Here is a 25,730-nt window from a genome sequence, read left to right as displayed (position 1 = left end):
TTAATCTGAATTATCAACCACGTCCGCAGACGGCGGCCAGGTGCGGCGAAAAATGCCCCCGGGAGCGGATTCTTTAGTCCCTCCCCCCGCCGAATTCGGTTATGCAAGACGCAGGCAATCGACCCGCGTTCGCCTGCGTCTTGCGCGCCGACCGGATTCGTTCAGCCGGAGAATGCCCGACCAGAACGACATCACGCCGTGATGCGGCCTTGCGCCGAACTCGCGGCGAACCGACAAGAAGCGACGCGCGTGCAGCTCTACCTCCCGATCGCCGACATTCCGGTCAATGTCTTCCTCATCCTGGCGATGGGCGCGGCGGTTGGATTCGTCTCCGGCATGTTCGGGATCGGCGGCGGCTTCCTGATGACGCCGCTGCTGATCTTCGTCGGCATCGCGCCCGCGGTCGCGGTCGCCTCCGTCGCCAGCCACATCGCGGCCTCCTCGTTCTCCGGTGCCATTTCCTATTGGCGCAGACGCGCGATCGACCCGCTGCTGGCGGCGGTGCTTCTGGTCGGAGGCACGCTCGGCACCACGCTCGGGGTGTGGACCTTCACCTTCCTGCGCTCGCTCGGCCAGCTCGACCTGATGATCGCGCTGTCCTACGTCATCCTGCTGACGACGGTCGGCGGGCTGATGTTCTGGGAAGGCCTGCGCGCGATGCTGCGCGCCCGCGGCGGCCGCCCCGTCACCCTGCGCAAGCCCGGCAGCCATGGCTGGATCCACGGCCTGCCGCTGAAGCTGCGCTTCAAGCGCTCCAAGATCTACCTCTCCGTCATCCCGGTCGTCGTGGTCGGGCTCGCGATCGGCTTCATCGGCGCGGTGATGGGAATCGGCGGCGGCTTCATCCTGGTGCCGCTGATGATCTATGTGCTGCGGGTGCCGACCTCGACCGTGATCGGCACCTCGATGGTGCTCACCCTCGTCACCATGGTGTTCGCGACCATGCTGCACGCCGTGACCAACCATCTGGTCGACGCCGTGCTGGCACTGATCCTGATGGTCGGTGGCGTCACCGGCGCGCAGTTCGGCGCCCGCGCCGGCCAGAAGATCCGCGGCGAGCATCTGCGCCTGCTGCTCGGCCTGCTCGTGCTCGCGGTCGGCATCCGCTTTGCGGTGGAGCTGGTGATCCGGCCGCAGGACCTGTTCAGCATCCGCGAAACCGGCGGAGCGCCGCCATGAGGCTGCGCACGGCGCTCGCGATCATCGGCCTTGCCGTCGCCAGCCTGGCGGCCGCGCCCGCTCATGCCGAGCGCCTGATTGTTTCGGTCTCCAATCACCGCGTCACGGTGACGCCGAACTATTCCGGCGGCGAGTTGGTGTTGTTCGGCTCGGTCGAGAAAGACGACAAGACGCCGTCAAACCGCACGAACTACGACCTCGTCGTCACAGTGTCCGGCCCGCGCGCCGACATGGTCACGCGGCGCAAGGAGCGCAAGTTCGGCATCTGGATCAACACCGACTCGCGCCAGTTCCTGCAGGTGCCGGGCTATCTCGCACTGTTCTCCAATCGCCCGTTCGACCAGATCGCCTCGCCCGAGGTGCAGCGGCGGCAACAGCTCGGGCTCAACAACGTGCTGCTGATGCAGCGGGTCGGGCCCGACTATGCCGACGTGGTGCCGAACGACCCGTTCCGCAGCGCCTTCGTGCGGCTGCGCTCCGAGCACGGGCTGTACCGTGAGGCGACCTCGGCGGTGACCTTCCTGACGCCGACCCTGTTCCGCACCGGCATTCCGCTGCCCGCGGAGGTGCCGATCGGCACGTATAATGTCGAGATCAAGCTGTTTTCCGACGGCGCGCTGGTGACCAAGGCCGAGACCGCGTTCGAGATCGTCAAGGTCGGCTTCGAGCAATTCGTCGCCACCACCGCGCGGCAGAACGGCTTTGTCTACGGGTTGATCACCGCGTTCATGGCGCTGATGACCGGCTGGATGGCCTCGATCGTGTTCCGCAAGGATTGATTTAGCCAGCCCTGCTTTGCAACGCGCCTTCGAACGCGTCGCCGAGGATCGCGAGGCCAAGGTCGATCTCGTCGTCGCTGATCGTCAGCGGCGGGGCGATGCGGAACACGCTGCCCATGCCGGGCAACTGAACGATGTTGGTGCTCAGTCCAAGCTGCATGCAGCGCTGAGAGACACGCGTTCCGAGCGCTTCGTCAGGCTCCTTGCTGTAACGGTCGCGCACGATCTCGATGCCCTGCATCAGCCCCCTGCCGCGCACATCACCGATGCATTCGAACCGGTTCTGAAGTGCGAGCAGCCCATCCCTCAGCCGCGCGCCCGCTATCCTGGCGCGCTCGACCAATCTGTCGCGCAGGATGATCTCGATGACCTTCAGCCCGACCGCGGCCGGCATCGGGTCCGACACATGCGTCGTGTAGAACAGGAAACCGCGTTCGTGACAGCGCTCTTCGATTTCGGCTGATGTAATGACCGCAGCCAGAGGCAGCCCGGCGCCGAGCGTCTTCGACAGCGTCAGAATGTCAGGCACGGCCCCGTCGCGCTCGAAAGCGAACATGGCGTCGGTTCGGCCGAGGCCGGTCTGTGCTTCGTCGACGATCAGCAGCATGCCGCGTGCCCGGCACAGTTCTTTCAGCTCAGCAAGGTAGCCTTCAGGCAGGTCGATCAGCCCTCCGGAGCTGAGGATCGGCTCGGCGATCATGCAGGCGAGCGAGCCGGTCGATTGGCGATCGATCAGATCGAAGGCGTAGGCCAGCTCGGCCCGCCAATCGGCCGCGTTGCCGAAGCGCGGGCGATAGGGGTTCGGCGTCGGGATCGCGAGCGAGCCGACCGGCGCGGGACCATAGCCCTTGCGGCCGGCCGAATAGGTCGTTCCGGCCGCACCAGACGTCATTCCGTGCCAGGACTGTGCGAACGCAACGGTCTCGAAGCCGCCGGTGGCGAGCTTGGCCATCTTGATCGCAGCCTCGTTCGACTCGCCGCCGGTGCTGAGCAGCATGACGCGATCAAGCCCCGGCGGCAGCAGGCCCGCGAGCTGTTCGGCCAGCGAGACGACCGGGCGCGTCAGCATGCCACTGAAGAGATGGTCGAGCCGTTCGGCATGCTCCCTGATGGTCTGGACGATCTCCGGGTGACCGTGACCGAGCACGGCGCTCATCTGCCCGGACGTGAAATCCAGGATGGCTCGACCATCGGCGTCATAGACGAAGGATCCGGAGGCGCGCTCGATGATGACGGGAGCGAACGTCCCGCCATAGCGAATGAGGTGCCGCCGCGCGCGATCCCAAAAGGATTTGTCGTCATTTCCGGCCATGCCCGCTCCTTGCTGCTCGGTCGCTGCGACCAAAGAACCTCGCACCACATCTTATGCGCGCGCGAGGGCAATGACATTGCGATTTGAGATGCATTTCATCCCCTCTTCTGCAATCAATTGCGCAAAAGATGGAAAATACGAAAGAAATGGGAACCGCGATCGTGATTGACGAGATCGACCGAAAAATCCTCGACGTGCTGCAGGTCGAGGGGCGCATCACGAATCTCGAGCTGGCCGAACGGATCGGCCTCTCGTCTGCCCCCTGCATGCGACGCGTTCGCACCCTCGAAGAGGCCGGCGTCATCAATCGCTATGTGGCGCTGGTGGACCCAACGCGGGTTGGACTCGGGTTCGACGTGATCGTCGAGGTCCGTCTCAAGCAACAGAACAGGGAATCCTTCGCGCGCTTCGAGAGGAAGGTGATCGACCTTCCGGAGGTCGTCGAATGTTGCATGATTGCCGGCGATTGGGATTACTCGCTACGGATCGTGTCCACCGACCTGGCGCGCTATCAATCCTTCATCCTCGACCGCCTCATGCATCCGGACACCGACATCGCGAGCTACCGCACGACGATCATCCTGCGAAAGGTCAAATCGACCACCAAGATCGATAGCTCGCTGTTCGGCGAGGGTTGAGGAGTTCGAACGAGCTACAGCAGGAAGCCGACCCCCATCGCGATCACGCTGAGCGCCATCGCGCCGGTCGAGAGCCAGCCGAGCCAGTACAGCCAGCCGCCGACCACAAAGCGGTCCATCACGTCCCGGCGGCGGGCCATGAACATCAGCAGCACCATCACGGGCACCGCGAGCACGCCGTTGACGACCGCGCTCCAGTACAACGCCGCGATCGGATCGATCGGCGTGAAGTTGAGCGCGATGCCGATGCCGCCCGACAGCGCCAGCACCGAATAGAACGCGATCGCCTCCTTCGGCCTGCGCGTCAGCCCAACCCGCCATCGCCGGCCCTCGCCGACCGCATAGGCCGTCGCGCCCGCGAGCACCGGGATCGCCAGAAGGCCGGTGCCGACGATGCCGAGCGCGAAGATCACCTCGGCAAACGGCCCGGCGATCGGGCGCAGCGCCTCGGCAGCCTGCGCCGAGGTCTGGATATCGGTCTTGCCGGCGGCATGCAGCGATGCGGCGGCGGTGACGATGATCGACAATGCGATCACGTTCGAGAATGCCATGCCGGTGATGGTGTCGGCACGGATGCGCGAGAATTCGCGCCGGGCGCCGTAATGCCGCTCGATCAGCGGATGCTTGGTGACATCGACCCGCTGCTCCTCCGCCTCCTGCGAGGCCTGCCAGAAGAACAGATAGGGCGAGATCGTGGTGCCGAGGATCGCAACGATGGTCGTGAAATAGTCGGCGCTCCAGCTGATGCGCGGCAGCAGCACGCCGGCCAGGGCTTCCGTCCACGACACCTTGGCAAAGGCGAGCGCCGCGACATAGGCGAACAGGCTGAGCGTCAGCCATTTCAGGATCGCGACGTAGCGCCGGTAGTTCATGAAGATCTGCGCGGCCACCGAGGTCACGCCGAACAGCACCACATAGAGAATGGCCGGACCGCCGATCAGGAGCTTTGCTGCGTCGGCCATGGCCGAGAGGTCGGCCGCGATGTTGATGGTGTTGGCAATCGACAGCAGCGTCACCACGACGGCGAGCAGCCAGCCCGGATAATGCCGGCATACATTGCCCGCGATGCCGTGCCCGGTGACGCGGCCGACCCGCGCCGAAATCTCCTGGATCGCACTCATCAGCGGAAACGTCAGCAGCATGGTCCAGCCAATGCCGTAGCCGAGCTGCGCGCCGGCCTGGCTGTAGGTGCCGATCCCCGAAGGGTCGTCGTCGGACGCGCCGGTGATCAGGCCGGGGCCGAGCGTCTTCAGGACGCGGTTGAAACCGAACGGCTGGCGCCGGGGCTTCGCCGCCGGCGCATCGTCATGTTTGTCGTCTGGTGGGATCGTCCCTTGCCGCGTCATGTCCGGTTCCAGCCGTCCGATAACGAGCCGGATACCGGCAAGGTTCCTGGGACGAAACCTACGGCTCGATGACCGTGGCGACGCCGGGTTCGAGGATGCGCAGACGGCGGCCGAAGCCGAGTGTATCGAAGCTCGCGCGCAGGTCGCTCGCGCTCTGCCGGAAATGCGCCCAGCCGTCGGTATGAACCGGCACGATCACCGCGTCCGCAAAGGCGCGCGCGGTCTCGATCGCGTCGTTGGTGTCCATGGTGAGATGGAAGGGGCCGCGGGTTTGCGCCGCGCCGGCGAACGGCAGCACCACGCCGCAGTCGAAGCGCCGCGCGACCTCCGCGACGCCGTCGAACCAGGTGGTGTCGCCGCTGACGTAGACCGGACGGCCGGGCTTGGCCGGCTCGACCACGAAACCGATGACGTCGCCGGACAACGGCTCGATCCCGGCCGGCCCGTGCCGCGCCGGCGTCGCGGTGATGGTGAGCGTCCGGCCGCCCTTCTGCAACTCGGTCGAGGCCCAGGGCGCAAAGCCCTCGGCGTTGCCGCCGAGCCGCCTCGCGCCGGCCTCCGTCGTCAGCACGCGCTTCGCGCTTTTAAGGAAATCCCGGCCCGAATGGTCGAGATTGTCGGAATGCTGGTCGTGGCTCAGCAGCACCGCATCGATCGCGCCGACATCGCGCGCGCCGAGCGCCGGACCCGTCAGTTTCTCCAGTTTCACATGCGGCAGTTGATACTCGCCGGGTGCATCGAAGGTGGGATCGGTGAGCAGGCGGAACCCGTCGATCTCGATCAGGGCGGTTGGGCCTCCGATCAGTGTGATGGTGATGCTCACGTCATACTCCTGCTGGTGGGGGCCGCCGGGCGGGTCACCAGGTAAATGCCGAGCGCGACCGGAACGATCCCGAGCAGGTCGCGAAATTCGACATGCTCGCCGAGCACGAGATAGGCGAACAGCATGCCGAGCGGCGGCATCAGGAAGTGATAGGCGCTGGCGGCGGTCGCGCCACACACTTTCAGGAGATGAAACCAGAGCAGATAGGCGAGGATCGAGCCGCCGAGCACGAGGAAGGTGAAGGCGCCGGCGAGACGGATGCTGGGCACGATGTCGCTGACGCTGGAGAGCGTGAAGGCGAACGGCATCACGGCAAGGCCGCCGGCGATGTTCTGGATGCCGTTGCCGATCCACAGGCTGCCCTTCGGCGCCAGCAGCTTGAACAGCACGGTGCCGGCCACGATCGAGGCGAGCGAGGCCAGCGTGAACAGGATGCCATGCGGGCTGTCCGATCCGACCGACATGCGATGCCAGACGATCAAGGCGACGCCGACGATGCCGAGCACGAGACCGATCACCTTGCGCAAGGTCATGCTCTCGCCGAGGAACAACGCCGCCAGCATGGCGGTGAACACCGGATTGGCCGAGACGATCAGTGCGCCGAGCCCGGCCGAGACGGTCTTCAGGCCGGTATAGCCGAGGCCGAGATAGAGCGCGTTGTTGGCGACGCCGAGCACGGCAAACACCGCCGCATCGCGCCAGCTAAGATCCCATTGGTCGCGGCGCAGCCAGGAGATGGCGAGGATCAGAACCCCGGCGAGCGAAAACCGCGCGGCGAGCAGGATCAGCGGCGGGCAATCGGTGACGCCGATCTTGCCGGCGACGAAGGCGTAGCTCCAGAGCAGGCAGAACAGGGCGATCAGCAGCGGCAGGGTGTTGAAGCGGGCGCGGGGCGCGGCCATCGAGGTTGCGGCGGACATGGGCGAATTCTCCTTCCGCCATGATCTAGGCCCGCGCCTTGATATTTGGAAATTAAATGATAAACTGACATGCAGTGGATTTATAAATGGAGACTGCGATGCTCGACCTGGAGCTGTTGCGCAGTTTCGTCTCGGTGGTCGATGCCGGCGGCTTCACCCGCGCCGGAGAGCGTGTCCACCGCACGCAGTCGACGGTGAGCCAGCAGATCAAGCGCCTGGAGGAGGATGTCGGCCAGCCGCTCTTGATCCGCAGCGGCAAGGATGTCAGCCCGACGGAAGCCGGCGAGCGGTTGTTGACCTACGCACGGCGGCTATTGTCACTCGCCGAAGAAGCCCGCGACGTGCTCTCGCGGCCTGGCAGCGAAGGCGCGATCCGGATCGGCATCACCGAGGATTTTGCCGCCTATCGGCTGACAAAGCTGCTCGCCACTTTCGCGCGCAGCCATCCGAACTTGCGGCTCGACGTGCGCTCCGGCCAGAGCCTGTTCCTGTACCGCGATCTTGAACGCGGCGAACTCGATCTCGCGCTGATCAAGCGCGCCGCCAATGAGAAGGGCGGCATCGCGGTGTGGCCTGAACGCGTGCATTGGGTCACCAGCAAGAGCCACCCGCGCGATACGACGGCCGGCTCGGTTCCGCTGATCGGCTTCGCCTCGGGCTGTCTCTACCGCGCCCGCGCCATCCATGCGCTGGAAAGCGCCGGCCGCAACTGGCACATGGCCTACACCTCCTCCAGCCTCGCCGGCATCCAGGCCGCGGTCGCCGCGGGCCTCGGGCTCAGCATCCTGTCGGAAATGTCGATCCAGGCGGAGCATCGCGTGCTGACCGCAAAGGACGGCTTTGCGCCGATCGATCGCACCGAGGTCGCCCTCGTCGCCGCCCCCGAAGCCAGCCCGGCAACACTGCGGCTGGCGGACAGGCTGGCGGAGTACTGCGAGAGCGTGCAGGCGAAGGCGGCTTAGGGCGAGGTCGCGCCGCTACTCCGCTGTCGTCCCTGCGAAAGCAGGGACTTATAACCATCGCATGCAGTTGTGATGCCGCGCTGGGGCCACAGCTTTGCGCAATCTCAAACAGTGGTAGTTATGGGTCCCGGGTCGCGCTGCGCTTGCCCGGGACGACGCCGAATGTGTGGTACGCGATCCTCAATAACACCGCGACGCCACGAACGCGTGGACGCGGTTGTCGCCGAGCACATGGGCCATGAAGCCGGGCGATCCGAAAATCCGTGTGAATGCGGCGTCGCGGATGCTCAAGCCGCCGGTGTAGGCGCCGAAGGCCGGCATCACCGCACGCTCGCCATCGGAAGCGAAACAACGGCGCTCGATCGAGCGGCCGCGGGTCGGCACGCGGGCCTTCGGGTGCAGATGGCCGGCGATCTCGCCGGCCGCGCCGGTCGGCTCATGGCGGAACGCGATCGGCCCGATCGCGACCTCGGTTGCGACCACGCCGCCGAGATCGGACGGCAGCGCCGGATCGTGGTTACCCGAGATCCAGATCCAGTTGCGCCGCAGCTGCAGCGCCGCGAGCGCCTCGCGATCCGGCTCCGACAGCCGCGCATGCGCATCGCGATCGTGAAAGCTGTCGCCGAGCGCGATCACCTGCCGTGGATCGTGCCGCGCGATCACAGCGGCGAGCCGGCTCAGTGTCGCGACCGTGTCGTAGGGCGGCAGCAGCACGCCGCGGCTGGCGAAGCTCGAGCCCTTTTCCAGATGCAGGTCGGATACCACCAGCAGGCTCTGCGCTTCCCAAAACAGCGCGCCGGAGAAATCGGCCACGAAGCCGACATCCGCCACCGTGACCCTCGAAACGCGCATATCGTCACCGTCTCGCAAAGCTAGCGCGTTTGCCGTCACGTCCTGTTCCCCACAGTGCCAGTATTACGTCGTCGCCTCCCGCACGAGTTCCTCGGCCGCCTCGGCCAGGAGCTCGTCGGATGCTTCGCCATAAACTGACTCGCGGCCGATTTCCAGCAGCGCGGGGACGGCAAGCGGAGAAACGTGGTCGAGGTCCTCGTGGGTGATTCGGCCGTCGATGCGCGAAAGCATGTCGCTGAGGCGGCGAAGATCGAGCAATCCCGTGGCGGCATCGCCGCGCGCGGCGCGCAGCAGCACGTGATCGGCCTGATGTTTTCGCAAAACGTCATAGATCAGGTCGGTCGAGAACAGCACCTGGCGACGCGACTTCTCCTCGTCGGTGAAGCGGCGCGCAATCAGCCCGGAGATGATGGCGCAGTTGCGGAAGGTGCGTTTCATCAGCGCGGATTCCGCGAGCCATGCCTCGAGATCGTCGCCGAGCATGTCGGGATCGAACAGCGCGTTGAGGTCGAGCTTGCCGTGCCGGATCATGAAGGAGAGATCGCCGACGCCCCAGACCGCGAGCGCATACTCGTTGGCGACGAAGCCAAGCGGACGGGCGCGGGCGCGCTCCAGCCGGCGCGTCAGCAGCATGCCGAGCGTCTGATGCGCGAGCCGGCCCTCGAAGGGATAGCAGACCAGATAATGGCTGCCGCCGCGCGGAAAGGTCTCGACCAAGAGCTCGCGCGCCGCAGGCACACGCGAGAATTTTCGCTGCAACGACAGCCAGTCGTGCACCTGGTCCGGCAGCGCGTTCCAGGCACGGCTGTTGTCGAGCAATTTGCGGACGCGTTCGGCGAGATAGGTCGACAGCGGAAACTTGCCGCCCATGTAGGACGGCACTTTTGCATCCTTATCATTGGCGCGGGAGACATAGACCTGATCTTCAACCAAGGCCTCGTAGCGCACCACCTCGCCGCCAAAGACAAAAGTGTCGCCCGGCACGAGACCCTCGATGAAGACCTCCTCGATCTCGCCGAGCATCCGGCCGCCGCGGGCGATCGCGCCGGTCGAACCGCCGCTTTTCCCCTGGCCGCCGGCGCGCGAGCGCACCAGCCGCACCTTCAGCATGGTCTCCTCGACGATGGTGCCGACGTTGAGGCGATAGCTCTGCCGCACCTTCGGATTGGTGACGCGCCAGCGGCCCTGCTTGTCCTGCTTGATGCGCGCGAAACGCTCATAGGTCTTCAGCGCGTAGCCGCCGGTGGCGACGAAATCGACGACATCGTCGAAATCGGTGCGTGCGAGCGATGCATAGGGCGCTGCGGTCCTGACCTCATCATAGAGTTCATCGGACAGGAACGGCTTGCCGCAGGCGCAGCCGAGCACGTGCTGGGCCAGCACATCGAGCGCGCCCGAGCGCAGCGGCGGCGTGTCCTGCGCATTCTCCGCGATGGCGTCGATCGCGACACGGCACTCCAGCACCTCGAAGCGGTTGGCCGGCACCAGCACGGCGCGCGAGGCCTCGTCGAAGCGGTGGTTGGCGCGGCCGATCCGCTGCATCAGCCGCGAGGAGCCTTTCGGCGCGCCGATATTGATGACGAGGTCGACATCGCCCCAGTCGACACCGAGATCGAGCGAGGAGGTGCAGACCACGCCGCGCAGCCTTCCGGCGGCCATCGCGTCCTCGACCTTGCGGCGCTGCGCGACGTCAAGCGAGCCGTGATGCAGCGCGATCGCCAGCCCGTCATCATTCATGCGCCAGAGATCCTGAAACAGCATCTCGGCCTGGCTGCGGGTGTTGACGAACACCAGCGTGGTCTTGTTGCGCTTGATCAGTTCGTAGACCTCGGGCAGCGCGTGGCGCGCGCTGTGGCCGGACCACGGCAGCCGCTCGCGCGTGTCGAGCATCTCGACCACCGGCGGCGCGGCGCCGCCGGCGGTGACGACGTCGGCGGACGCGTTTTCGCCGCCCGGCTGCGGCACCAGGAAACGCGCGAGTTGTTCGGGCTCGGCGACCGTCGCCGAGAGGCCAATGGCACGCATCTGCGGCGCGATGGTCCAGAGCCGCGCAAGACCGAGCGACAGCAGATCGCCGCGCTTGGAGGTGACGAGCGCATGCAGCTCGTCGAGCACGATGCGCTTCAGCGAAGAGAACAGGAACGGCGCGTCGTCGGAGGCCAGCAGCAGCGCCAACTGCTCCGGCGTGGTGAGCAGGATGTCCGGCGGATAGCGCCGCTGCCGCTGCCGCCGCGACACCGGCGTGTCGCCGGTGCGGGTCTCGATCCTGATCGGCAGCCCCATCTCGGCGACCGGCGTCTCCAGATTGCGCGCGATGTCGACCGCGAGCGCTTTCAGCGGCGAGATGTAGAGCGTGTGCAGCCCGCCGCTGCGGCGAACGCCGCGACCGGTGGAGATGAGGTTCTTTCTTGGCTCCGTAGCGCTCGCTGCCAGGGCTCCCTCCCCCCTTGCGGGGGAGGGTTGGGGAGAGGGGTAAGCCGTATCGTTCGGAGCAAGCGGCGTACCCCTCTCCCGCCATCCTTCGGACGTCGACCTCCTCCGCAAGGGGGGAGGTGGCGATCGAGGGTGCGGCACAAGCTTTCCGGCTCTGTCCTGCCCCTCTCCACTCAACTCCACCAGTGTCGGCAAGAACCCCGCCAGCGTCTTGCCCGCTCCGGTGGGTGCGATCAGCAGCGCCGAGCGTTGCTCGCGCGCTTTCGCCAGCAGCGCGAGCTGATGCTCGCGCGGCGACCAGCCGCGTGAGGCAAACCAGTCGCGAAACCGGCGCGGCAGGAGATCGGCCGTTTCCGACGGCGGAACGGAGAAGAGATCGAGCGTCGACACGCCCAAGAGGTAGGTGGTTCAGGCGGTTTCGTCGAGGGCGGACGGAAATGGCGGCAGATGGCACGGGGCCGGCGCCAGGACGCTTCGACTCCCTCTCCCCGTTCTTCACGGGGAGAGGGTTGGGGTGAGGGGCTGCTTCCGCGAGCGGCGAGTGCCGTGAGACCTGTATCCCCTCACCCGGATCGCATCCGACGATGCGACATAGCCGAAGCTCTGCTTCGGCGTTCTTAAGGACGGCCGCCGTAGGCGGCCTATGCCTCTCCCCGCAAGCAACAGGGCTATCGCATATGGGAGGAGATGGACTTGTCCGCACCGTCATGGCCGGGCTTGTCCCGGCCATCCACGTCTTTCTTCGCCTGGAAACAAAGACGTGGATGCCCGGGACAAGCCCGGGCATGACGAGTTTGTGGAGCGATCGAGCTCATATGCGATGGCCCTGCCGCACGCGGGGCGAGGTTAAGCAACAGCGCGCCCCACCCCTACTCCGTCATCGGCTCGCCGGAGAGCTCCCAATCCCTGCCGTTGAAGATCGAGACATAGAGCGTCTTCATCGGCGTGTAGTCGTCGGGCGTGTAGCTGTAATTGATGCCTTCAAGGAAATAGGGCGAGTGGAAACCGGCGAGCGTGGTGGCGTGCTTCAGCACGTTGGCGCGGGTCAGGTCGTCGCCGCAGCGGCGCAGGATTTCGCCCATCGTCGCCGCCTGCCCGTAGCCGGCGAAGGCGATGGTGTTGTCGGGGTCGATGTTCGGCAGGTACTTCTTGCGCAGTTCCTCGAACGCGACCACATCCGGATCCTTCTCGTAGCGCGGCACGCCGACTTCCTTGTTGTAGCGGATCGCGACGATGTCCTTGGCGTTCTCGAGGCCCGCGGCACTCAGGATCGAGCGACCGGTCGAGCCCGCCGACAGCAATTGCAGCGGCTTCCAGCCGAGCTCGGTGACCTTGCGGATCGACTGCGACGTCGCCTTGCCGGTGGTGATGTTGTAGAAGACGTCGGCGCCCGACTTCGAGAGATTGATGAGCTGCGAATCGACCGTCGGATCGGTGAGATCATAGGTCTGCTCCATGATCACCTGTGCCTTGCCGCCGGCATCGGCCAGCACCTTCTTGAACGGCCCCAGGAAGTCGCGACCGAAATCATCGTTCTGGTAGAGGATGCCGACCTTGGCGTTCGGCTTCACGCTGACGACGTGCTTGGCGAGGATGCGCGCCTCGGTCGGATAGAGCGGCAGGCCCGCCATGGTCCATTTGAAATTCTTCGGGTCGTTCCACTTCGAGGCGCCGGTGTTCAACAGCAATTGGGGAACGCCCTTGGAATTGAGGTATTTGTGCACGGAGGTCTGCGGCGCGGTGCCGAGCGAACCATAGAGCGCCAGCACCTCCTCCTGCTCGACCAGGCGGCGCGTCGCCTCGACGCATTTCGGCGCGCTGTAGGCATCGTCCATGGTGAGGAATTTCACCTTGCGGCCGTTGATGCCGCCCTTGTCGTTCAGCATCTGGAAATAGGCTTCGCCGACGCGCCCCAGCACACCATAAAGCGAGCCGGGGCCGGAATGCGGCACGGTCTGGCCAAGCTTGATCTCGGTATCGCTCGCACCCGGATCGTACTTTTTGTCGGCGGCCCGGACGAAGGGCGCAGGCAGCACGGACGCGGCGATCACGGACAATGCAGTGGCGCCAAACTCGCGCCGTGTATGTTTTTTCATTATTTCTCTCCCTGAGGCGAAAAGCTCTCGCATTCCGCCTCGCGCCGGGCAAGCGCGAAGTCATGACTTCGCGGCGCAATGCCGCGTCACGGCAAATGCGTAGCGTGTAGACTCAAGTTGGGAGCGTCACGCCTTGACCGCGACGGCGACGAGTCCGGGTGCCGGGATATTGTCTTCATTACGCGCCGAGAGATCGTCGAGCAGGGCCAGCGTCAGCCCCGCGGCAGCAACGGAGGCACGTACGTAAGCTGCGCTGTGCGCGTAGCGCAGTCCCTCGCCGATGATGACGTCTTCGCCGTCATGGGTCTCGGTCGTGAAGGCGAGCACGCCGCCCGCCACCAGCACACGGTTGGCCTCGGCGAGCACCGGCGCGAGATCGGCGACATAGACCATTGCATCCGCGGCCAGGATCAGTTCGGCGCTGGCCTCGCGCCTGGCCGAGATGGCCTTCAACATATCGTCGACCTCGAGCTCGGCATAGAGCCCGGTGGCGTGCGCCTTGTCGATCATGCGCGGCGACAGGTCGATGCCGATGAAGCGATCGACATGCCGGGCGAACGCGCCGGCCGCCAGCCCGGTGCCGCAGCCGAGATCGATCGCACGCTTGAAGAAGGCCGGCTGCTTTGCGCCCGCGCGCACCGACAGCACCGCCTTGAACAGCAGCGCCGGGCCGCGATAGCCGAGATCGCCGACCAGCGCGGCCTCGAAGCGCGGCGCATATTGATCGAACAGCGTCTGGACATAGCCCGGCGGCATCGCGCTGACGGCCTCGACGCCGAGCTGCATCAGGTGCAGGCCGGCGCCATGACGGTCTTCGGGATCGGCGTCGCGCGCGTCGCGGAACGCTGCGATCGCGGCCTCGCGCTGGCCGAGCTCCAGGCGGATCTTGCCCAGCGTGTACCAGGCCGACGGGAATTTCGGCACCAGCTCGATCGCCTGTTCGAGCAGCTCGGCGGCAGCCGGCAGATCGCCCTTCAATTGCAGGTCGCGCGCGAACTCGTAGCGGCGGTCGGCGACGAGGTCGCCGGAGGACAGAAACAGGCGGGGGGCCATTCGCTTTAAGGAACCAATCTCGGCCGGGTCCGGCCATCCATCAAAGCACGGACTTTTTCCGGAGATGGATGCACGGGTCAAGCCCGCGGATCCGGCTAAACATCGCGGATCGAGCGCCTATATAGGGACGATGCGCCCGCAAGACATCCTGATGCCCGTCCCGGCCGGGCTTTGCTGCAAGCCCGGCGGCTTCCACATCGATCCTGTCAGGCCGGTCGAGCGGGCGCTGATCACCCATGGCCATTCCGACCATGCGCGGGCAGGCCATGGCGCTGTGCTCGCGACCCAGGAAACGCTCGACATGATGCGGCTGCGCTATGGCGAGAATTTCGCCGGCTCTGTGCAGGCGATCGCGTACGGCGAGGAGATCAGGCTCGGCGACGCCACGGTGACGTTTCATCCCGCCGGTCACGTATTGGGCTCCGCCCAGATATCGGTCACCTGCAAGGACACCCGCATCGTCGCCTCCGGCGACTACAAGGATGCGCGCGACCCGACCTGCTCGCCGTTCGAGCTGGTGCCGTGCGACGTCTTCATATCAGAGGCGACGTTTGGATTGCCGGTGTTCCGCCATGGCGATGCCGCCGGCGAAGTGAACAGGCTGCTGGCGTCGGTCAAATTGTTTCCGGAGCGCGCGCATCTGGTCGGCGCCTACTCGCTCGGCAAGGCGCAGCGCGTGATCGCGCTGCTGCGCGAGGCCGGCTACGACGCGCCGATCTACCTGCATGGCGCGATGGAGAAGATCACCTATTACTATCAGGAGCGCGGCATTCCGCTCGGCGAGCTCCGGCCGGCGCGCGGCATGAAGAAAGCCGAGCTTGCCGGCACCATCACGCTGGCGCCGCCAAGCGCGACATCCGATGTCTGGACGCGCCGCTTCCCCGATCCGGTCACCGCATTCGCCTCGGGCTGGATGCGCGTGCGCGCCCGAGCCCGGCAAGGCGGCGTCGAGCTGCCGCTGGTGATATCGGATCATGCCGACTGGGACGGGCTGACGGCGACGATCGCCGCCACTGGTGCCGGCGAGATCTGGGTCACCCACGGCCAGGAAGATGCGCTGGTGCATTGGTGCAGGACCAAGGGCTTTGCCGCGCGGCCGCTCGATCTGGTCGGCTATGGCGACGAGGACGAAGGCGAGACGGCCGCACTGACCGGCGAGGCGGAGCCCGCCGGCGAGGCCCAGCCCGTCGGCGAGACCAAGAAGCCATGAACCGCTTTGCCGAGCTGCTCGACCGCCTCGCCTACGAGCCCGGCCGCAACAACAAGATCAAGCTGCTGGTCGCCTATTTCCGCGAGACCGAGGACCCCGACCGCGGCTACGCGCTGGCGGCGCTGACCGGCGCGCTGTCGTTCAAGCACGCCAAGCCTGGGCTGATCCGCGACCTGATCACCGAACGCGCCGACCCGGTGCTGTTCGGCTATTCCTATGACTATGTCGGCGACCTCTCGGAGACGGTCGCGCTGATGTGGCCGAAGGCTGGAGCAAATTACGCCGAGTCGTTGCTGGGCCACCCCTCTCCCCAGCCCTCCCCCGCAAGGGGGGAGGGAGCCCAACCGTCCTGCTCACCTCACGGCGATGTTGAAGGAATTGACGTCAGTGAGGGACGCATCGGTGGGCCGGCTCCCTCCCCCCTTGCGGGGGAGGGCTGGGGAGAGGGGTACCGCGGGCGAGATAGCAGTGAGATTCTCCGCAGCCACAACAACCCGCCTCCACCAACGCTCACCGACGTCGTCACCACATTGCGCACGCTCGGCAAGGCCGAGCTGCCGGCGCAGCTGGCGCGCTGGCTGGACGAGCTCGACGAGACCGGGCGCTGGGCGCTCTTGAAGCTCGTCACCGGCGCGATGCGGATCGGGATCTCGGCGCGGCTGGCGAAGACCGCGGCGGCGGCGCTCGGCGACAAGGACCCGCACGGGATCGAGCTGCTGTGGCCGGGCCTGTCGCCGCCCTATCTCGACCTGTTCGCCTGGCTCGAGGGCCGCGGCGACAAACCGGTCAACCGCGACCCGGCGCCGTTCCGCCCGGTGATGCTGGCGCATGCGATCGAGGATAGCGATTTCGCCAATCTCGCCGCCGCCGATTTCAGCGCGGAATGGAAATGGGACGGCATCCGGGTGCAGGCGGTGTCCGGCCGCGATGCGCGCGGCCACGTCCAGGCGCGGCTCTATTCACGCACCGGCGAGGACATCACCGGCAGCTTTCCGGATCTCGTGCCGTCGCTGCATCTGCCCGGCGCGATCGACGGGGAATTGCTGGTGCTGCGCGACGGCCGCGTGCAGACATTCAACGTGTTGCAGCAGCGGCTGAACCGCAAGGTCGTTTCGCCGAAGCTGATCAAGGAGTTTCCGATCCACCTGCGCGCCTACGACCTGCTCGGCGACGACGAGAACGATTTGCGCGAGCTGCCCTTCACCGAACGCCGCGCGCATCTCGAAGCCTTCGTCGCCAAGCTGAACGATCCGCGCATCGATCTGTCGCCAACCGTCCCGTTCGCGAGCTGGGAACAGCTGGCCGCGGCGCGCGCCGATCCCAAGAGCGCCGGTGCCGGCAACGATGCCGACGCGGTCGAAGGCGTGATGCTGAAGCGGCGCGACGCGTCCTATCTGCCCGGACGGCCGAAAGGTCCGTGGTGGAAGTGGAAGCGTGATCCGCACATCATCGACGCCGTCTTGATGTATGCCCAGCGCGGCCACGGCAAGCGCTCGTCCTATTACTCCGACTATACGTTCGGCGTCTGGACCCGCGGCGATGCCGGCGACGAGCTGGTGCCGGTCGGCAAGGCCTATTTCGGCTTCACCGACGAGGAGCTGTTGCAGATCGACCGCTTCGTCCGCCGCAACACCACCGAGAAGTTCGGCCCGGTCCGCCATGTCGTGCACGAGCCGGATCAGGGGCTGGTGCTGGAGGTCGCGTTCGAGGGCTTGCAGCGCTCGCCGCGTCACAAGTCCGGCGTCGCAATGCGCTTCCCCCGGATCAGCCGCCTGCGCTGGGACAAGCCGCCGCGCGAAGCGGACCGGCTGGAGACGCTTGAACGGATGTTAATCTCCATGACAGGAAGTTAAATCCGAAGCGCGCATGGCAGCCATTGATCGCGGCGCGCGGGTTTCCCATGTGCACCGCCGTGACCTATAATGCGGGCGATTCCGCGGGAGACAGCAATGCCAGACAATATCCGGGACTTGCCGGCCGGCCGGAGCGACGGCCTGTACCGCTTTCTCGGCGGATCGCCGCTCTCCGTGGCGTTCCGGTTGATTCTGCTGTCGATTCTGGTCGGTGTCGTGCTCGCCGCGATCGGCCTAGATCCATGGAACATCCTCACCAGCATCCGCCGGCTGTTCCAGAGCATCTGGGATTTCGGCTTCGACGCGATCAACTGGGCCTGGCGCTACTTCCTGCTCGGCGCTGTCATCGTGATTCCGATCTGGCTGTTGTCGCGGCTGTTCGGCGCGCCGCGCGGCCGCTGATCCCAGGGAGAGTGCGCAGCCGATGCAATTGCGATTTGTCGGCTGCGGCGATGCATTCGGCTCCGGCGGCCGCTTCAACACCTGTTTCCACGTCTGCGGCGCGCGCAGCAATTTTCTGATCGATTGCGGCGCCTCGTCGCTGCCGACGATGAAGCGGCTCGAGATCGACCGCGACGCAATCGACCTGATCCTGATCACGCATTTCCATGGCGATCATTTTGCCGGCCTGCCGTTCTTCCTGCTCGACGCGCAGTTCTCCCGTCGCACCCGGCCGCTGGTGATCGCGGGGCCGCAAGGCATCGAAACGAAACTGCCGGCGGTGATGGAGGTGATGTTCGAGCATTCCTCCAAAACCAAACAACGCTTCGATCTGTCCGTCGTCACGCTCGCGCCGCGCGAAACGCGCAGCTTCGGCGAGGTGACCGTGACGCCCTACCCTGTCGTGCATGGCGAATCCGGCGGGCCGTTCCTCGCCTACCGCGTCGGGGCGGAAGGCCGCATCATCAGCTACAGCGCCGACACCGAATGGACCGACGCGCTGATCCCGGCGGCGCAGGATGCCGACCTCTTCATCGCCGAAGCCTACATGTACGAAAAAACGGTCAAGAACCATCTCAGCCTGAAGACGCTGGAAGCGCATTTGCCCGCCATCAACGCCAAGCGCGTGGTGCTGACCCACATGAGCGACGACGTGCTCGGCCGCATCGATGACCTGCCCTACACGGCAGCGAGTGACGGCATGGTCGTGGAGCTCTGACCATGCAATGCCTTGCCCGCCGACCTTCCGCCACTGCATTGCTCTGAGAACAATTCCGGCATGGTCGCGCGACGGATGTCGCGATAGAAACGTATATTCCTTGCAATTGTAGCCATGCACGCACCCATCCACCCGAAGATCACGACGCGCCAGGTGTTCGCCATCGCCGGCCCCGCGATGGTCGCCAACCTGACTACGCCGCTGATCGGCATCGTCTCGACCACCGCGATCGGCCGCCTCGACGACGCCGCGCTGCTCGGCGGGGTGGCGATGGCCTCGGTGATCTTCGACTGCCTGTTCTGGCTGTTCGCCTTCCTGCGCATGAGCACGCTGGCCTTCACCGCGCAGGCGCAGGGCGCCGGCGAGATCAAGGAATATGCCGCGATCCTGGTGCGCGGCTTCATCGTCGCCGGCCTGATCGGCGCGGCGCTGATCGCGCTGCAGGTGCCGCTCGCCGCGGTCACGTTCCAGCTGATGGGCGGCAGCGAGGGCGTCACCCGCGCGGCCAAGAGCTATTTCATGATCCGGATCTGGTCGGCGCCGCTGGCGCTCGCCAATTACGTCATCCTGGGCTGGCTGGTCGGCCAGGCCCGCGCCAATCTGGCGCTAGCGCTGCAGATCGTGATCAATTTGATCAACATGGCCGCGACCGTGCTGCTGGTGCAGGTCTACGGCGCCGGCATTGCCGGTGCCGCGATCGCCGCCGTGCTCGCCGAGACCGCCGGTTTCGCCGTCGGCATCGTGGTGGCGTGGCGGATCTCGCAAGGCGGCTTTGCCGTTCCCGCGGCCACGCTGTTCGACCGCGCCAAGCTGATGCGCATGCTGGCGGTCAATCGCGACATCATGGTCCGCACCGCGGCGCTGATCGTCGTGTTCCTGTTTTTCACCGCCAAGGGCGCGCGCGAAGGCGACGTGACGCTGGCGGCGAATTCGGTGCTGAACAATTTCCTGCTGGTCAGCGCCTTCTTCCTCGACGGTCTCGCCAACGCCGCCCAGCAGCTGTGCGGCCGCGCCTTCGGCGCGCGCGACGCCCGCGGCTTTTCCGATTCGACCCGGCTGGTGCTGCTGTGGGGCATCGGCTTTGCGCTGGTCGTATCGGTGCTGTTCGCGCTGTTCGGACCGGCGCTGATCAATCTGATGACGACCAGCGACGACGTGCGCCGCTATGCGCGCGCGTTCCTGCCCTTCGTGATCCTGGCACCTCTGCCCGGCGTGTTCGCGTTCGGCTTCGACGGCATCTATGTCGGCGCCACCTGGGCACGCGAGATGCGCAATCTGATGCTGGCCTCGCTCGCGATCTTCCTCGCCACCTGGTGGGCGCTCAGCTCGTTTGGCAACACCGGACTGTGGATCGCGCTGCTCGGCTTCTACGTCGCACGCGGCGGCCTGCAAGGCCTGCGCTATCCGGCGCTGCTCAGGAAGACATTCAAGACGGCGTAAGTCCGTAGCCCGGATGCAGCGAAGCGAAATCCGGGGTCTGTATCCGCAGCGATACTGTCTCGGATTGCGCTTCGCTGCATCCGGGCTACGAAGTTCTCTTCCCCTTCCCCCTGAAAGGGGGAAGGTCGGGATGGGGTCCAGCCGCAGGCGACGCAGCTCATGGAGAGAGCTGATCCCCACCCGCTTTGCTCTGGCGAGCAAAGCGACCTCCCCTTTTCAAGGGGAGGTTAGAGCGCAGCCGGATTTCGCTTCATCCGGGCTACACGCACCTACCTCACCGGCCAGTCCTCGGCGGTAATCGTCGCCGCATCGGCGCCGACGATTTCCGACAGCGAGTCGCGGCCGGTGCGCAGCAGGGTCGAGGACAGATCGCGCTTGATGTCGTCGACGAGGCCAAGGCCCTTGTAGACCAGCGAGGAATAGAGCTGGATCAGGCTGGCCCCGGCGCGGATCTTGGTCAGTGCGGCGCCGCCGCTATCGATGCCGCCGACGCCGATCAGCGGAAACGCGCCTTCGACGCGGACATAGGTCTCGGCCACCATCCGCGTCGACAGCCGGAACAGCGGACGGCCCGACAGGCCGCCCTGCTCCTTGGCGCGATTCTCCTCGCGCAAGGTCGAGGGCCGCGCCAGCGTGGTGTTGGCGACGATCATGCCGTCGACGCGCCGCGAGCGGGCGATGTGCACGACGTCGTCGAGCTCGGCAAGGCTGAGGTCCGGCGCGATCTTGAGCAGGACCGGCGAGTCGCCGGCGTTCTTGCGCACGCGCTCGCGGGTGTCGATGACCCGCGCCAGCAAATCGTCGAGCGCGGCCGATTGCTGCAGATTGCGCAAGCCGGGCGTGTTCGGCGAAGAGACGTTGACGGTGAAATAGCTCGCGACCGGCGCAAAGGTCTCGATCAGCTTCACATAGTCGGCGGCGCGGTCGGGCGAATCCTTGTTGGCCCCGACATTGACCCCGACAATGCCGCCGGCGCTGGCACGCGCGGCGAGCCGCCGCAGCACGGCCTCCGCGCCGTCATTGTTGAAGCCCATGCGGTTGATGACGGCCTCGTCGCGCTCGAGGCGAAACAGCCGCGGCCGCGGGTTGCCGCCTTGCGGCTTCGGCGTGACCGAGCCGATCTCGACAAAGCCGAAGCCGAGCCGGAGCAGCGCGTCGGGCACCTCGGCGCTCTTGTCGAACCCCGCCGCCATGCCGATCGGGTTTGGAAAGTTGAGTCCGAAGGCGCGCACCGCGAGCTTGGGGTCATCCGGCCGCTGCCGGATCGGCGGCAGCAGCTTCAGGCCTTGGATCGCCATGCGATGGGCATCCTCGGGATCGAACCAGCGCAGCAGCGGCAGCGAGAAGGCGTCGAAGGCACGGATCACGGCTTGAGCTCCGGAACGTCGTGGCCACCGTCGGAGCGCGCGCGCAGGTCGAGGATCTCGGTGACCGCGCCGAGGTCGAGTTCGCCATAGAGATGCGGGAACAGCTCGTCATTGCGCGACCGCTCCCAGCGCAGGGCATCGCCCAGCGCATCGGCATCGACCGCGACCAGGAACAGGCCGGTCTGCCCGTGGTAGTGCTTGCGCGCGGTCTCGGCCACCTGGGAGGCGGTGGAAAAATGGATGAAGCCGTCGCGTTGGTCGTCGGCACTGCCCCGGTACACGCCCTGCCGCTCGGCCTCGCGCCAAGCCGAAGCGGGGGTGATTTTGTAGATCATCGGCACGGGCCGGCCTTCCCTTTTGTCCTTGAGTCTCTTGGGGTTTTATCCGGATTTGAGGGGAAATGCCCCAGACGCCATCTGGCGAGCGAGGGACCGTATCGACGGCGGCGGCGCAACTCAAGCGGTGCCGGGACACATCGGCCGACAGATTTGCGAAAACGCCAAGTTTCAGGCAATAATTCCTACCATCCGGGATACCCTCGATGGCCAAACAGCCCAAAGCCACCCGACCGCTGACCCACGCGCAGGTCTGGGCCGCGCTCGACCGGCTCGCCGAACGTGCCGGGCTGTCGCCGTCCGGCCTTGCCAAGCAGTCCGGACTCGACCCCACCACCTTCAACAAGTCGAAGCGCGTGACGGGCGACGGGCGCGAGCGCTGGCCCTCGACCGAATCGCTCTCCAAGGCGCTGGCGGCGAGCAATGCCAGCATGGAGACCTTCGTGCAGTTGCTCGGCGATGGCGCACGCGGCGGACAGTCGGTGCCGCTGATCGGCTTCGCGCAGGCCGGTGCCGGCGGCTATTTCGACGACAGCGGCTTTCCCGCCGGCAAGGGCTGGGACGAAGTGGCGCTGCCGGCGACATCAGACGAGCACGCCTATGCGCTGGAGATCGAGGGCGACTCGATGAAGCCGGCCTATCGCGAAGGTGACATCATCGTGGTGTCACCCGCGACCGCGATCCGCCGCGGCGACCGCGTGGTGGTGCGCACGACCGGCGGCGAGGTGATGGTGAAGGAATTGAGACGCCGTACCGCCAAGATGCTGGAACTCGCGTCGCTCAATCCGGAGCACCCCGACCGCATGCTCGATGCCGAAGAAGTCGCGTGGATCGCACGCGTGGTGTGGGCGAGCCAGTAGCCGGGCACGTCGATCACCACATAACCAGTGTCGTCCCGGCGAAAGCCGGGACCCATAGCCACCGAAGATTATTGCTACACCACGCTGGGGCCGCAGCGCGCTTCCACAACTCGACCCTGTGGTAATGGGTCCCGGCTTTCGCCGGGACGACGGTGAAATTTGCGGCGCTGCCGGCCCTACGTCGCGTAGTCCGGCTCCTTGCGATCCAGCATCCGCTTCAGCGCATCGAAATGCCGCTGCGCCGGGGACGGGCCGTTGTAGAGATGGTCGTCGCGGAAATCGCGCTTGGTCTTCTCCACCACATGCTGCGGCAATTGCTTGAGCGGCTGCTGCGTCCACATTGCGTAGATCTGCACCTGCGCGGCGCGTTCGATGTAATAGAGCCGGTCATAAGCATCGGCGACCGTCTCGCCGACGGTCGAGATGCCATGATTGGCCATGAACAGGATGGTCTTGTTGCCGATCACCCTTGCGAGCCGTGCGCCTTCCTCGGGATCGAGCGCGGGGCCGGTGTAGAGATCGTCATAGGCAATCGCTTCCGACAGACCGACCTCGGTCTGCCCGATCTCCTTGATGCGCGGATCCTCGAGCCGCGTCAGCGCGCTCGCATACGGCATGTGGGTGTGGAACACGGCCTTGGCCTGCGGCAGCGCCTTGTGGATCGGCGCATGGATGCAATAGCAGGAGCGCTCGACCTCGCCCTCGCCGCGCTTCACCTCGGCATCGTCAATGCCGACCTCCATGAAGGACGATGCTGTCACCTCCGACCAATGCATGCCGAACGGGATCTGGTAGTAGCGGTCGGTGCGGCCGGGCACCACCAAGGTGAGATGGTTGAAGATGCCTTCCGAAAAGCCGTGGATGTAGGCGAGCCGATGCGCCGCCGCGAGATCGACCCGCGCCTGCCATTCCTCGGCGCTCGAACTGTCCTGCAGCGATGTCGGCGAAACCCTGAACTGCATGCGCATGCTCCCATCTGTGCCGGCCTCTCGGCGGAGGCCGTGCTGATTTTATGGATGCAACTGTAGCGCAATCCGGCGCCAGGCTCCGGTGAAATTGCCGATGGCCTGCTATCCGAATTTTGCGGGCTTGGCGTCATTATGTGATGATGCATCGCAAAGCCAACGACAGCGGACCGACTGCAATGACCGACGACGCCAGGCCAAAACTGCCGGCTTTTGATCCGGAGACGGTAGCCGAGACCAACGCCACCAGCATCCCGCCGCGGCACCGTGCCACCAACCAGATGCGTTACAACCGCCGGCTCGGCGATCATGCCGGCTTGACGAACTTCGGTGTCATTTTGACGCGGATCGTTCCGGGCGGCCAATCGTCCTTTCGCCACGCCCATTCGCGCCAGGACGAGTTCGTCTATGTGCTGGATGGCGAAGTGGTGCTGGAGACCAATGGCGGCGCACAGGTCCTGACGGCAGGAATGTGTGCCGGCTTCCCCGCGGGCACCGGGGACGCGCACCGTTTCATCAACCGCACCGAGAGGGACGTCAAGCTGCTGGTGATCGGTGACCGCAGCGCCGGCGACGAGATCAGCTATCCCGACGTCGACATGCACGCCGTCCTCGGCACGGACGGCGCGTACAAGTTCACGACCAAGAAGGGCGAGCCGCTGTAGGCGCCGCAACTTCCGCTGTCGTCCCGGCCTTGAGCCGGGACCCATATGTGGACGGCCCCCGTGGCACAAGAGCTTTTTGGTGAGATCGGATCGCTTGCATCCATATGTCCGGCCTGTTGAGTGCGATCGGTCGATCGCTGGCCAAGATGGGTTGCGCGATGCGAGTTCCAAACAACCAGGCGACCTGTTGACGGCCGATGGGTCCCACGGATTGTCTCGCATCGTTGCTCGATCGATCGCTCCATCTGCTCCTGCAGCTCCGGGTCGACCGGCGAGCGAGCCCGCCGGCCGGCCAATCGATTAGGCGGCGGCTGTCATGGGCTTGATCCGTGCCGCCTCGTAACTCTCGCCCGTCGCCATCAACTTCCAGGCGATACGGGCTACTTTGTTGGCAAGCGCCACGGCCGCAAGCTTCGGCGGCTTGCGCTGGATCAGGGCCAGCAGCCAGCGCGAGTGATGACCGCGTCCGCGCCTGGCCTGCTGGATCACCGCCGTGGCCCCGATGACCAGCAGACGGCGCAGGTCCTCATCGCCCGCCCGCGTGATCTTGCCAAGCCTGGTCCTGCCGGCGGTAGAGTGGTCCTTGGGTGTCAATCCCAGCCAGGCCGCAAAATGACGACCAGAACGGAACGCGTGCGGATCAGGTGTCTTCATCACCAGCGCGGTTGCAACGATCGGACCGACCGAGGGGATCTCAGCCAGGCGCCGGCCCGTGGCATCGCCGCGGTGCCAGGCCATCAGCTTGGCCTCAACCGCCTTCAACTCACCCTCGAGCCTGGCGCGCTCCCGGCCCAGCACCACAAACAGCTCGCGTGCCAGGGCGGGAAGCGTCTCGTCCTGCGCAATCCGCGCCAGCAGTGGCTCGATCGCGTCCAGTCCTTTGGGTGCGATCAGGCCATACTCCGCCGCATGGCCGCGGATCGTATTGGTCAGCTGGGTGCGCCGGACGATCAATCCGTCGCGGACGCCCATCAGCATCAGCGCAGCCTGCTGCTCGGCCGTCTTCACCGGCACGAAGCGCATGCTCCGCCGGCTCATCGCTTCACACAGACCTTCTGCATCCCGCCCGTCATTCTTGTTCCGCATCACGTAGGGTTTAACCAATTGCGGTGCCATCAGCTTCACTTCGTGACCGAGCTTGGAAAGCTCCCGCGCCCAATGTTGCGAAGCCCCGCAGGCCTCCATCCCGATCACGGTCGGCGGCAATTTGGCGAAGAACTCCAGCACCTGTTTGCGCGACAGCTTCTTGCGCAGCACCACCTGCTCCGCCGCATCAACCCCATGCAGCACAAAAATATACTTCGACGTATCAATCCCAATGCGGATAATCTGGTTCACGGACGGCTCCCATGTATGAGATCTAGACAACCTCATTCTGGCACACTGATGCCGTAGGGGGCCGTCCACACCATCAACCACCAACGGTCGTATGTCGCGACGCTGGAGCCACAGCTCGCTTCAGCGACTAAGGCCTGTGATTATG

The 25,730-nt window shown here is 65.7% G+C and carries 23 protein-coding genes; 11 read left to right on the top strand and 12 right to left on the bottom strand.

Features of this window, described 5'->3' with window-relative positions:
* Positions 1-249 precede the first annotated feature (249 nt).
* Together JEY66_RS03670 and JEY66_RS03665 are read left to right on the top strand one after the other, a co-directional pair.
* On the top strand, positions 250-1,179 hold the full coding sequence (locus tag JEY66_RS03670) for a sulfite exporter TauE/SafE family protein (RefSeq protein WP_026191939.1): 930 nt from the start codon (positions 250-252) through the stop codon (positions 1,177-1,179).
* Positions 1,176-1,958: a TIGR02186 family protein gene (locus JEY66_RS03665; RefSeq protein WP_016847593.1), complete on the top strand. Its 783-nt coding sequence runs from the start codon at positions 1,176-1,178 to the stop codon at positions 1,956-1,958. The genes JEY66_RS03670 and JEY66_RS03665 overlap by 4 nt, the downstream gene beginning before the upstream one ends.
* 1 nt (position 1,959) lies before the next feature.
* Here the strand turns inward: JEY66_RS03665 and JEY66_RS03660 are convergent, their stop codons facing one another.
* Complete coding sequence (locus JEY66_RS03660; protein ID WP_038376653.1) at positions 1,960-3,270, bottom strand: aspartate aminotransferase family protein; 1,311 nt, start codon at positions 3,268-3,270, stop codon at positions 1,960-1,962.
* 128 nt (positions 3,271-3,398) lie between these two features.
* Between JEY66_RS03660 and JEY66_RS03655 the strand changes: the two genes are divergently transcribed.
* Positions 3,399-3,908, top strand: a complete 510-nt coding sequence (locus JEY66_RS03655) for an Lrp/AsnC family transcriptional regulator (RefSeq protein ID WP_240536792.1) — start codon at positions 3,399-3,401, stop codon at positions 3,906-3,908.
* Between the two features lie 14 nt (positions 3,909-3,922).
* On the opposite strand, the gene JEY66_RS03650 is transcribed toward JEY66_RS03655, so the two are convergent.
* The 3 genes from JEY66_RS03650 to JEY66_RS03640 are packed head-to-tail and all read right to left on the bottom strand — an operon-like array spanning position 3,923 to position 6,997.
* On the bottom strand, positions 3,923-5,254 hold the full coding sequence (locus tag JEY66_RS03650; RefSeq protein WP_016847596.1) for an NRAMP family divalent metal transporter: 1,332 nt from the start codon (positions 5,252-5,254) through the stop codon (positions 3,923-3,925).
* A 58-nt stretch (positions 5,255-5,312) separates the two neighbouring features.
* Positions 5,313-6,077 carry an MBL fold metallo-hydrolase gene (locus JEY66_RS03645; RefSeq protein WP_018269068.1) on the bottom strand — a complete coding sequence of 255 codons (765 nt, stop codon included), beginning with the start codon at positions 6,075-6,077 and terminating at the stop codon, positions 5,313-5,315.
* The gene (locus JEY66_RS03640; RefSeq protein WP_016847598.1) at positions 6,074-6,997 is read right to left on the bottom strand and encodes a DMT family transporter; all 924 of its coding nucleotides are present in this window, start codon (positions 6,995-6,997) and stop codon (positions 6,074-6,076) included. Before JEY66_RS03640 ends, JEY66_RS03645 begins: the two co-directional genes overlap by 4 nt.
* 98 nt (positions 6,998-7,095) lie before the next feature.
* Between JEY66_RS03640 and JEY66_RS03635 the strand changes: the two genes are divergently transcribed.
* Complete coding sequence (locus tag JEY66_RS03635; protein WP_026191940.1) at positions 7,096-7,959, top strand: LysR family transcriptional regulator; 864 nt, start codon at positions 7,096-7,098, stop codon at positions 7,957-7,959.
* A 180-nt stretch (positions 7,960-8,139) separates the two neighbouring features.
* Here the strand turns inward: JEY66_RS03635 and pdeM are convergent, their stop codons facing one another.
* From pdeM to JEY66_RS03615, 4 genes are all read right to left on the bottom strand, one after another.
* Positions 8,140-8,811 (bottom strand): ligase-associated DNA damage response endonuclease PdeM, encoded by a 672-nt coding sequence (gene pdeM / locus JEY66_RS03630; RefSeq protein ID WP_018269069.1) that lies wholly within the window; start codon positions 8,809-8,811, stop codon positions 8,140-8,142.
* Between the two features lie 63 nt (positions 8,812-8,874).
* Positions 8,875-11,634 (bottom strand): ligase-associated DNA damage response DEXH box helicase, encoded by a 2,760-nt coding sequence (locus JEY66_RS03625; RefSeq protein ID WP_041482703.1) that lies wholly within the window; start codon positions 11,632-11,634, stop codon positions 8,875-8,877.
* Between the two features lie 479 nt (positions 11,635-12,113).
* Complete coding sequence (locus tag JEY66_RS03620; RefSeq protein ID WP_026191942.1) at positions 12,114-13,340, bottom strand: ABC transporter substrate-binding protein; 1,227 nt, start codon at positions 13,338-13,340, stop codon at positions 12,114-12,116.
* Positions 13,341-13,466: 126 nt separating this feature from the next.
* Positions 13,467-14,393: a class I SAM-dependent DNA methyltransferase gene (locus JEY66_RS03615; protein ID WP_016844846.1), complete on the bottom strand. Its 927-nt coding sequence runs from the start codon at positions 14,391-14,393 to the stop codon at positions 13,467-13,469.
* A gap of 130 nt (positions 14,394-14,523) precedes the next feature.
* Between JEY66_RS03615 and JEY66_RS03610 the strand changes: the two genes are divergently transcribed.
* From JEY66_RS03610 to JEY66_RS03590, 5 genes are all read left to right on the top strand, one after another.
* Entirely contained in the window at positions 14,524-15,603 is a 1,080-nt protein-coding gene (locus JEY66_RS03610) for a ligase-associated DNA damage response exonuclease (protein ID WP_016844847.1), read from the top strand.
* Complete coding sequence (locus JEY66_RS03605) at positions 15,600-17,456, top strand: cisplatin damage response ATP-dependent DNA ligase (RefSeq protein WP_018269072.1); 1,857 nt, start codon at positions 15,600-15,602, stop codon at positions 17,454-17,456. The genes JEY66_RS03610 and JEY66_RS03605 overlap by 4 nt, the downstream gene beginning before the upstream one ends.
* A gap of 96 nt (positions 17,457-17,552) precedes the next feature.
* Positions 17,553-17,858 (top strand): DUF6460 domain-containing protein, encoded by a 306-nt coding sequence (locus tag JEY66_RS03600; RefSeq protein ID WP_016844848.1) that lies wholly within the window; start codon positions 17,553-17,555, stop codon positions 17,856-17,858.
* A gap of 22 nt (positions 17,859-17,880) precedes the next feature.
* Entirely contained in the window at positions 17,881-18,615 is a 735-nt protein-coding gene (locus JEY66_RS03595) for an MBL fold metallo-hydrolase (RefSeq protein WP_016844849.1), read from the top strand.
* 114 nt (positions 18,616-18,729) lie between these two features.
* Complete coding sequence (locus JEY66_RS03590; protein ID WP_016844850.1) at positions 18,730-20,055, top strand: MATE family efflux transporter; 1,326 nt, start codon at positions 18,730-18,732, stop codon at positions 20,053-20,055.
* Between the two features lie 269 nt (positions 20,056-20,324).
* On the opposite strand, the gene JEY66_RS03585 is transcribed toward JEY66_RS03590, so the two are convergent.
* Together JEY66_RS03585 and JEY66_RS03580 are read right to left on the bottom strand one after the other, a co-directional pair.
* Entirely contained in the window at positions 20,325-21,422 is a 1,098-nt protein-coding gene (locus tag JEY66_RS03585; RefSeq protein ID WP_016844851.1) for a quinone-dependent dihydroorotate dehydrogenase, read from the bottom strand.
* Positions 21,419-21,763: a DUF952 domain-containing protein gene (locus JEY66_RS03580; RefSeq protein ID WP_026191943.1), complete on the bottom strand. Its 345-nt coding sequence runs from the start codon at positions 21,761-21,763 to the stop codon at positions 21,419-21,421. Before JEY66_RS03580 ends, JEY66_RS03585 begins: the two co-directional genes overlap by 4 nt.
* Positions 21,764-21,963: 200 nt before the next feature.
* Between JEY66_RS03580 and JEY66_RS03575 the strand changes: the two genes are divergently transcribed.
* Positions 21,964-22,617, top strand: a complete 654-nt coding sequence (locus JEY66_RS03575) for a S24 family peptidase (protein ID WP_016844853.1) — start codon at positions 21,964-21,966, stop codon at positions 22,615-22,617.
* 176 nt (positions 22,618-22,793) lie between these two features.
* On the opposite strand, the gene JEY66_RS03570 is transcribed toward JEY66_RS03575, so the two are convergent.
* On the bottom strand, positions 22,794-23,579 hold the full coding sequence (locus JEY66_RS03570) for a class II aldolase/adducin family protein (RefSeq protein ID WP_225642150.1): 786 nt from the start codon (positions 23,577-23,579) through the stop codon (positions 22,794-22,796).
* A gap of 182 nt (positions 23,580-23,761) precedes the next feature.
* On the opposite strand from JEY66_RS03570, the gene JEY66_RS03565 reads away from it, so the two are divergent.
* The gene (locus tag JEY66_RS03565; protein ID WP_085964877.1) at positions 23,762-24,247 is read left to right on the top strand and encodes a cupin domain-containing protein; all 486 of its coding nucleotides are present in this window, start codon (positions 23,762-23,764) and stop codon (positions 24,245-24,247) included.
* Between the two features lie 300 nt (positions 24,248-24,547).
* On the opposite strand, the gene JEY66_RS03560 is transcribed toward JEY66_RS03565, so the two are convergent.
* Positions 24,548-25,585 carry an IS110 family RNA-guided transposase gene (locus tag JEY66_RS03560; protein ID WP_018269073.1) on the bottom strand — a complete coding sequence of 346 codons (1,038 nt, stop codon included), beginning with the start codon at positions 25,583-25,585 and terminating at the stop codon, positions 24,548-24,550.
* Between the last annotated feature and the right edge of the window lie 145 nt (positions 25,586-25,730).

The sequence above is a fragment of the Bradyrhizobium elkanii USDA 76 genome, assembly GCF_023278185.1.
Taxonomy (GTDB): domain Bacteria; phylum Pseudomonadota; class Alphaproteobacteria; order Rhizobiales; family Xanthobacteraceae; genus Bradyrhizobium; species Bradyrhizobium elkanii.
This window is presented reverse-complemented; position numbering and strand designations above follow the sequence as displayed.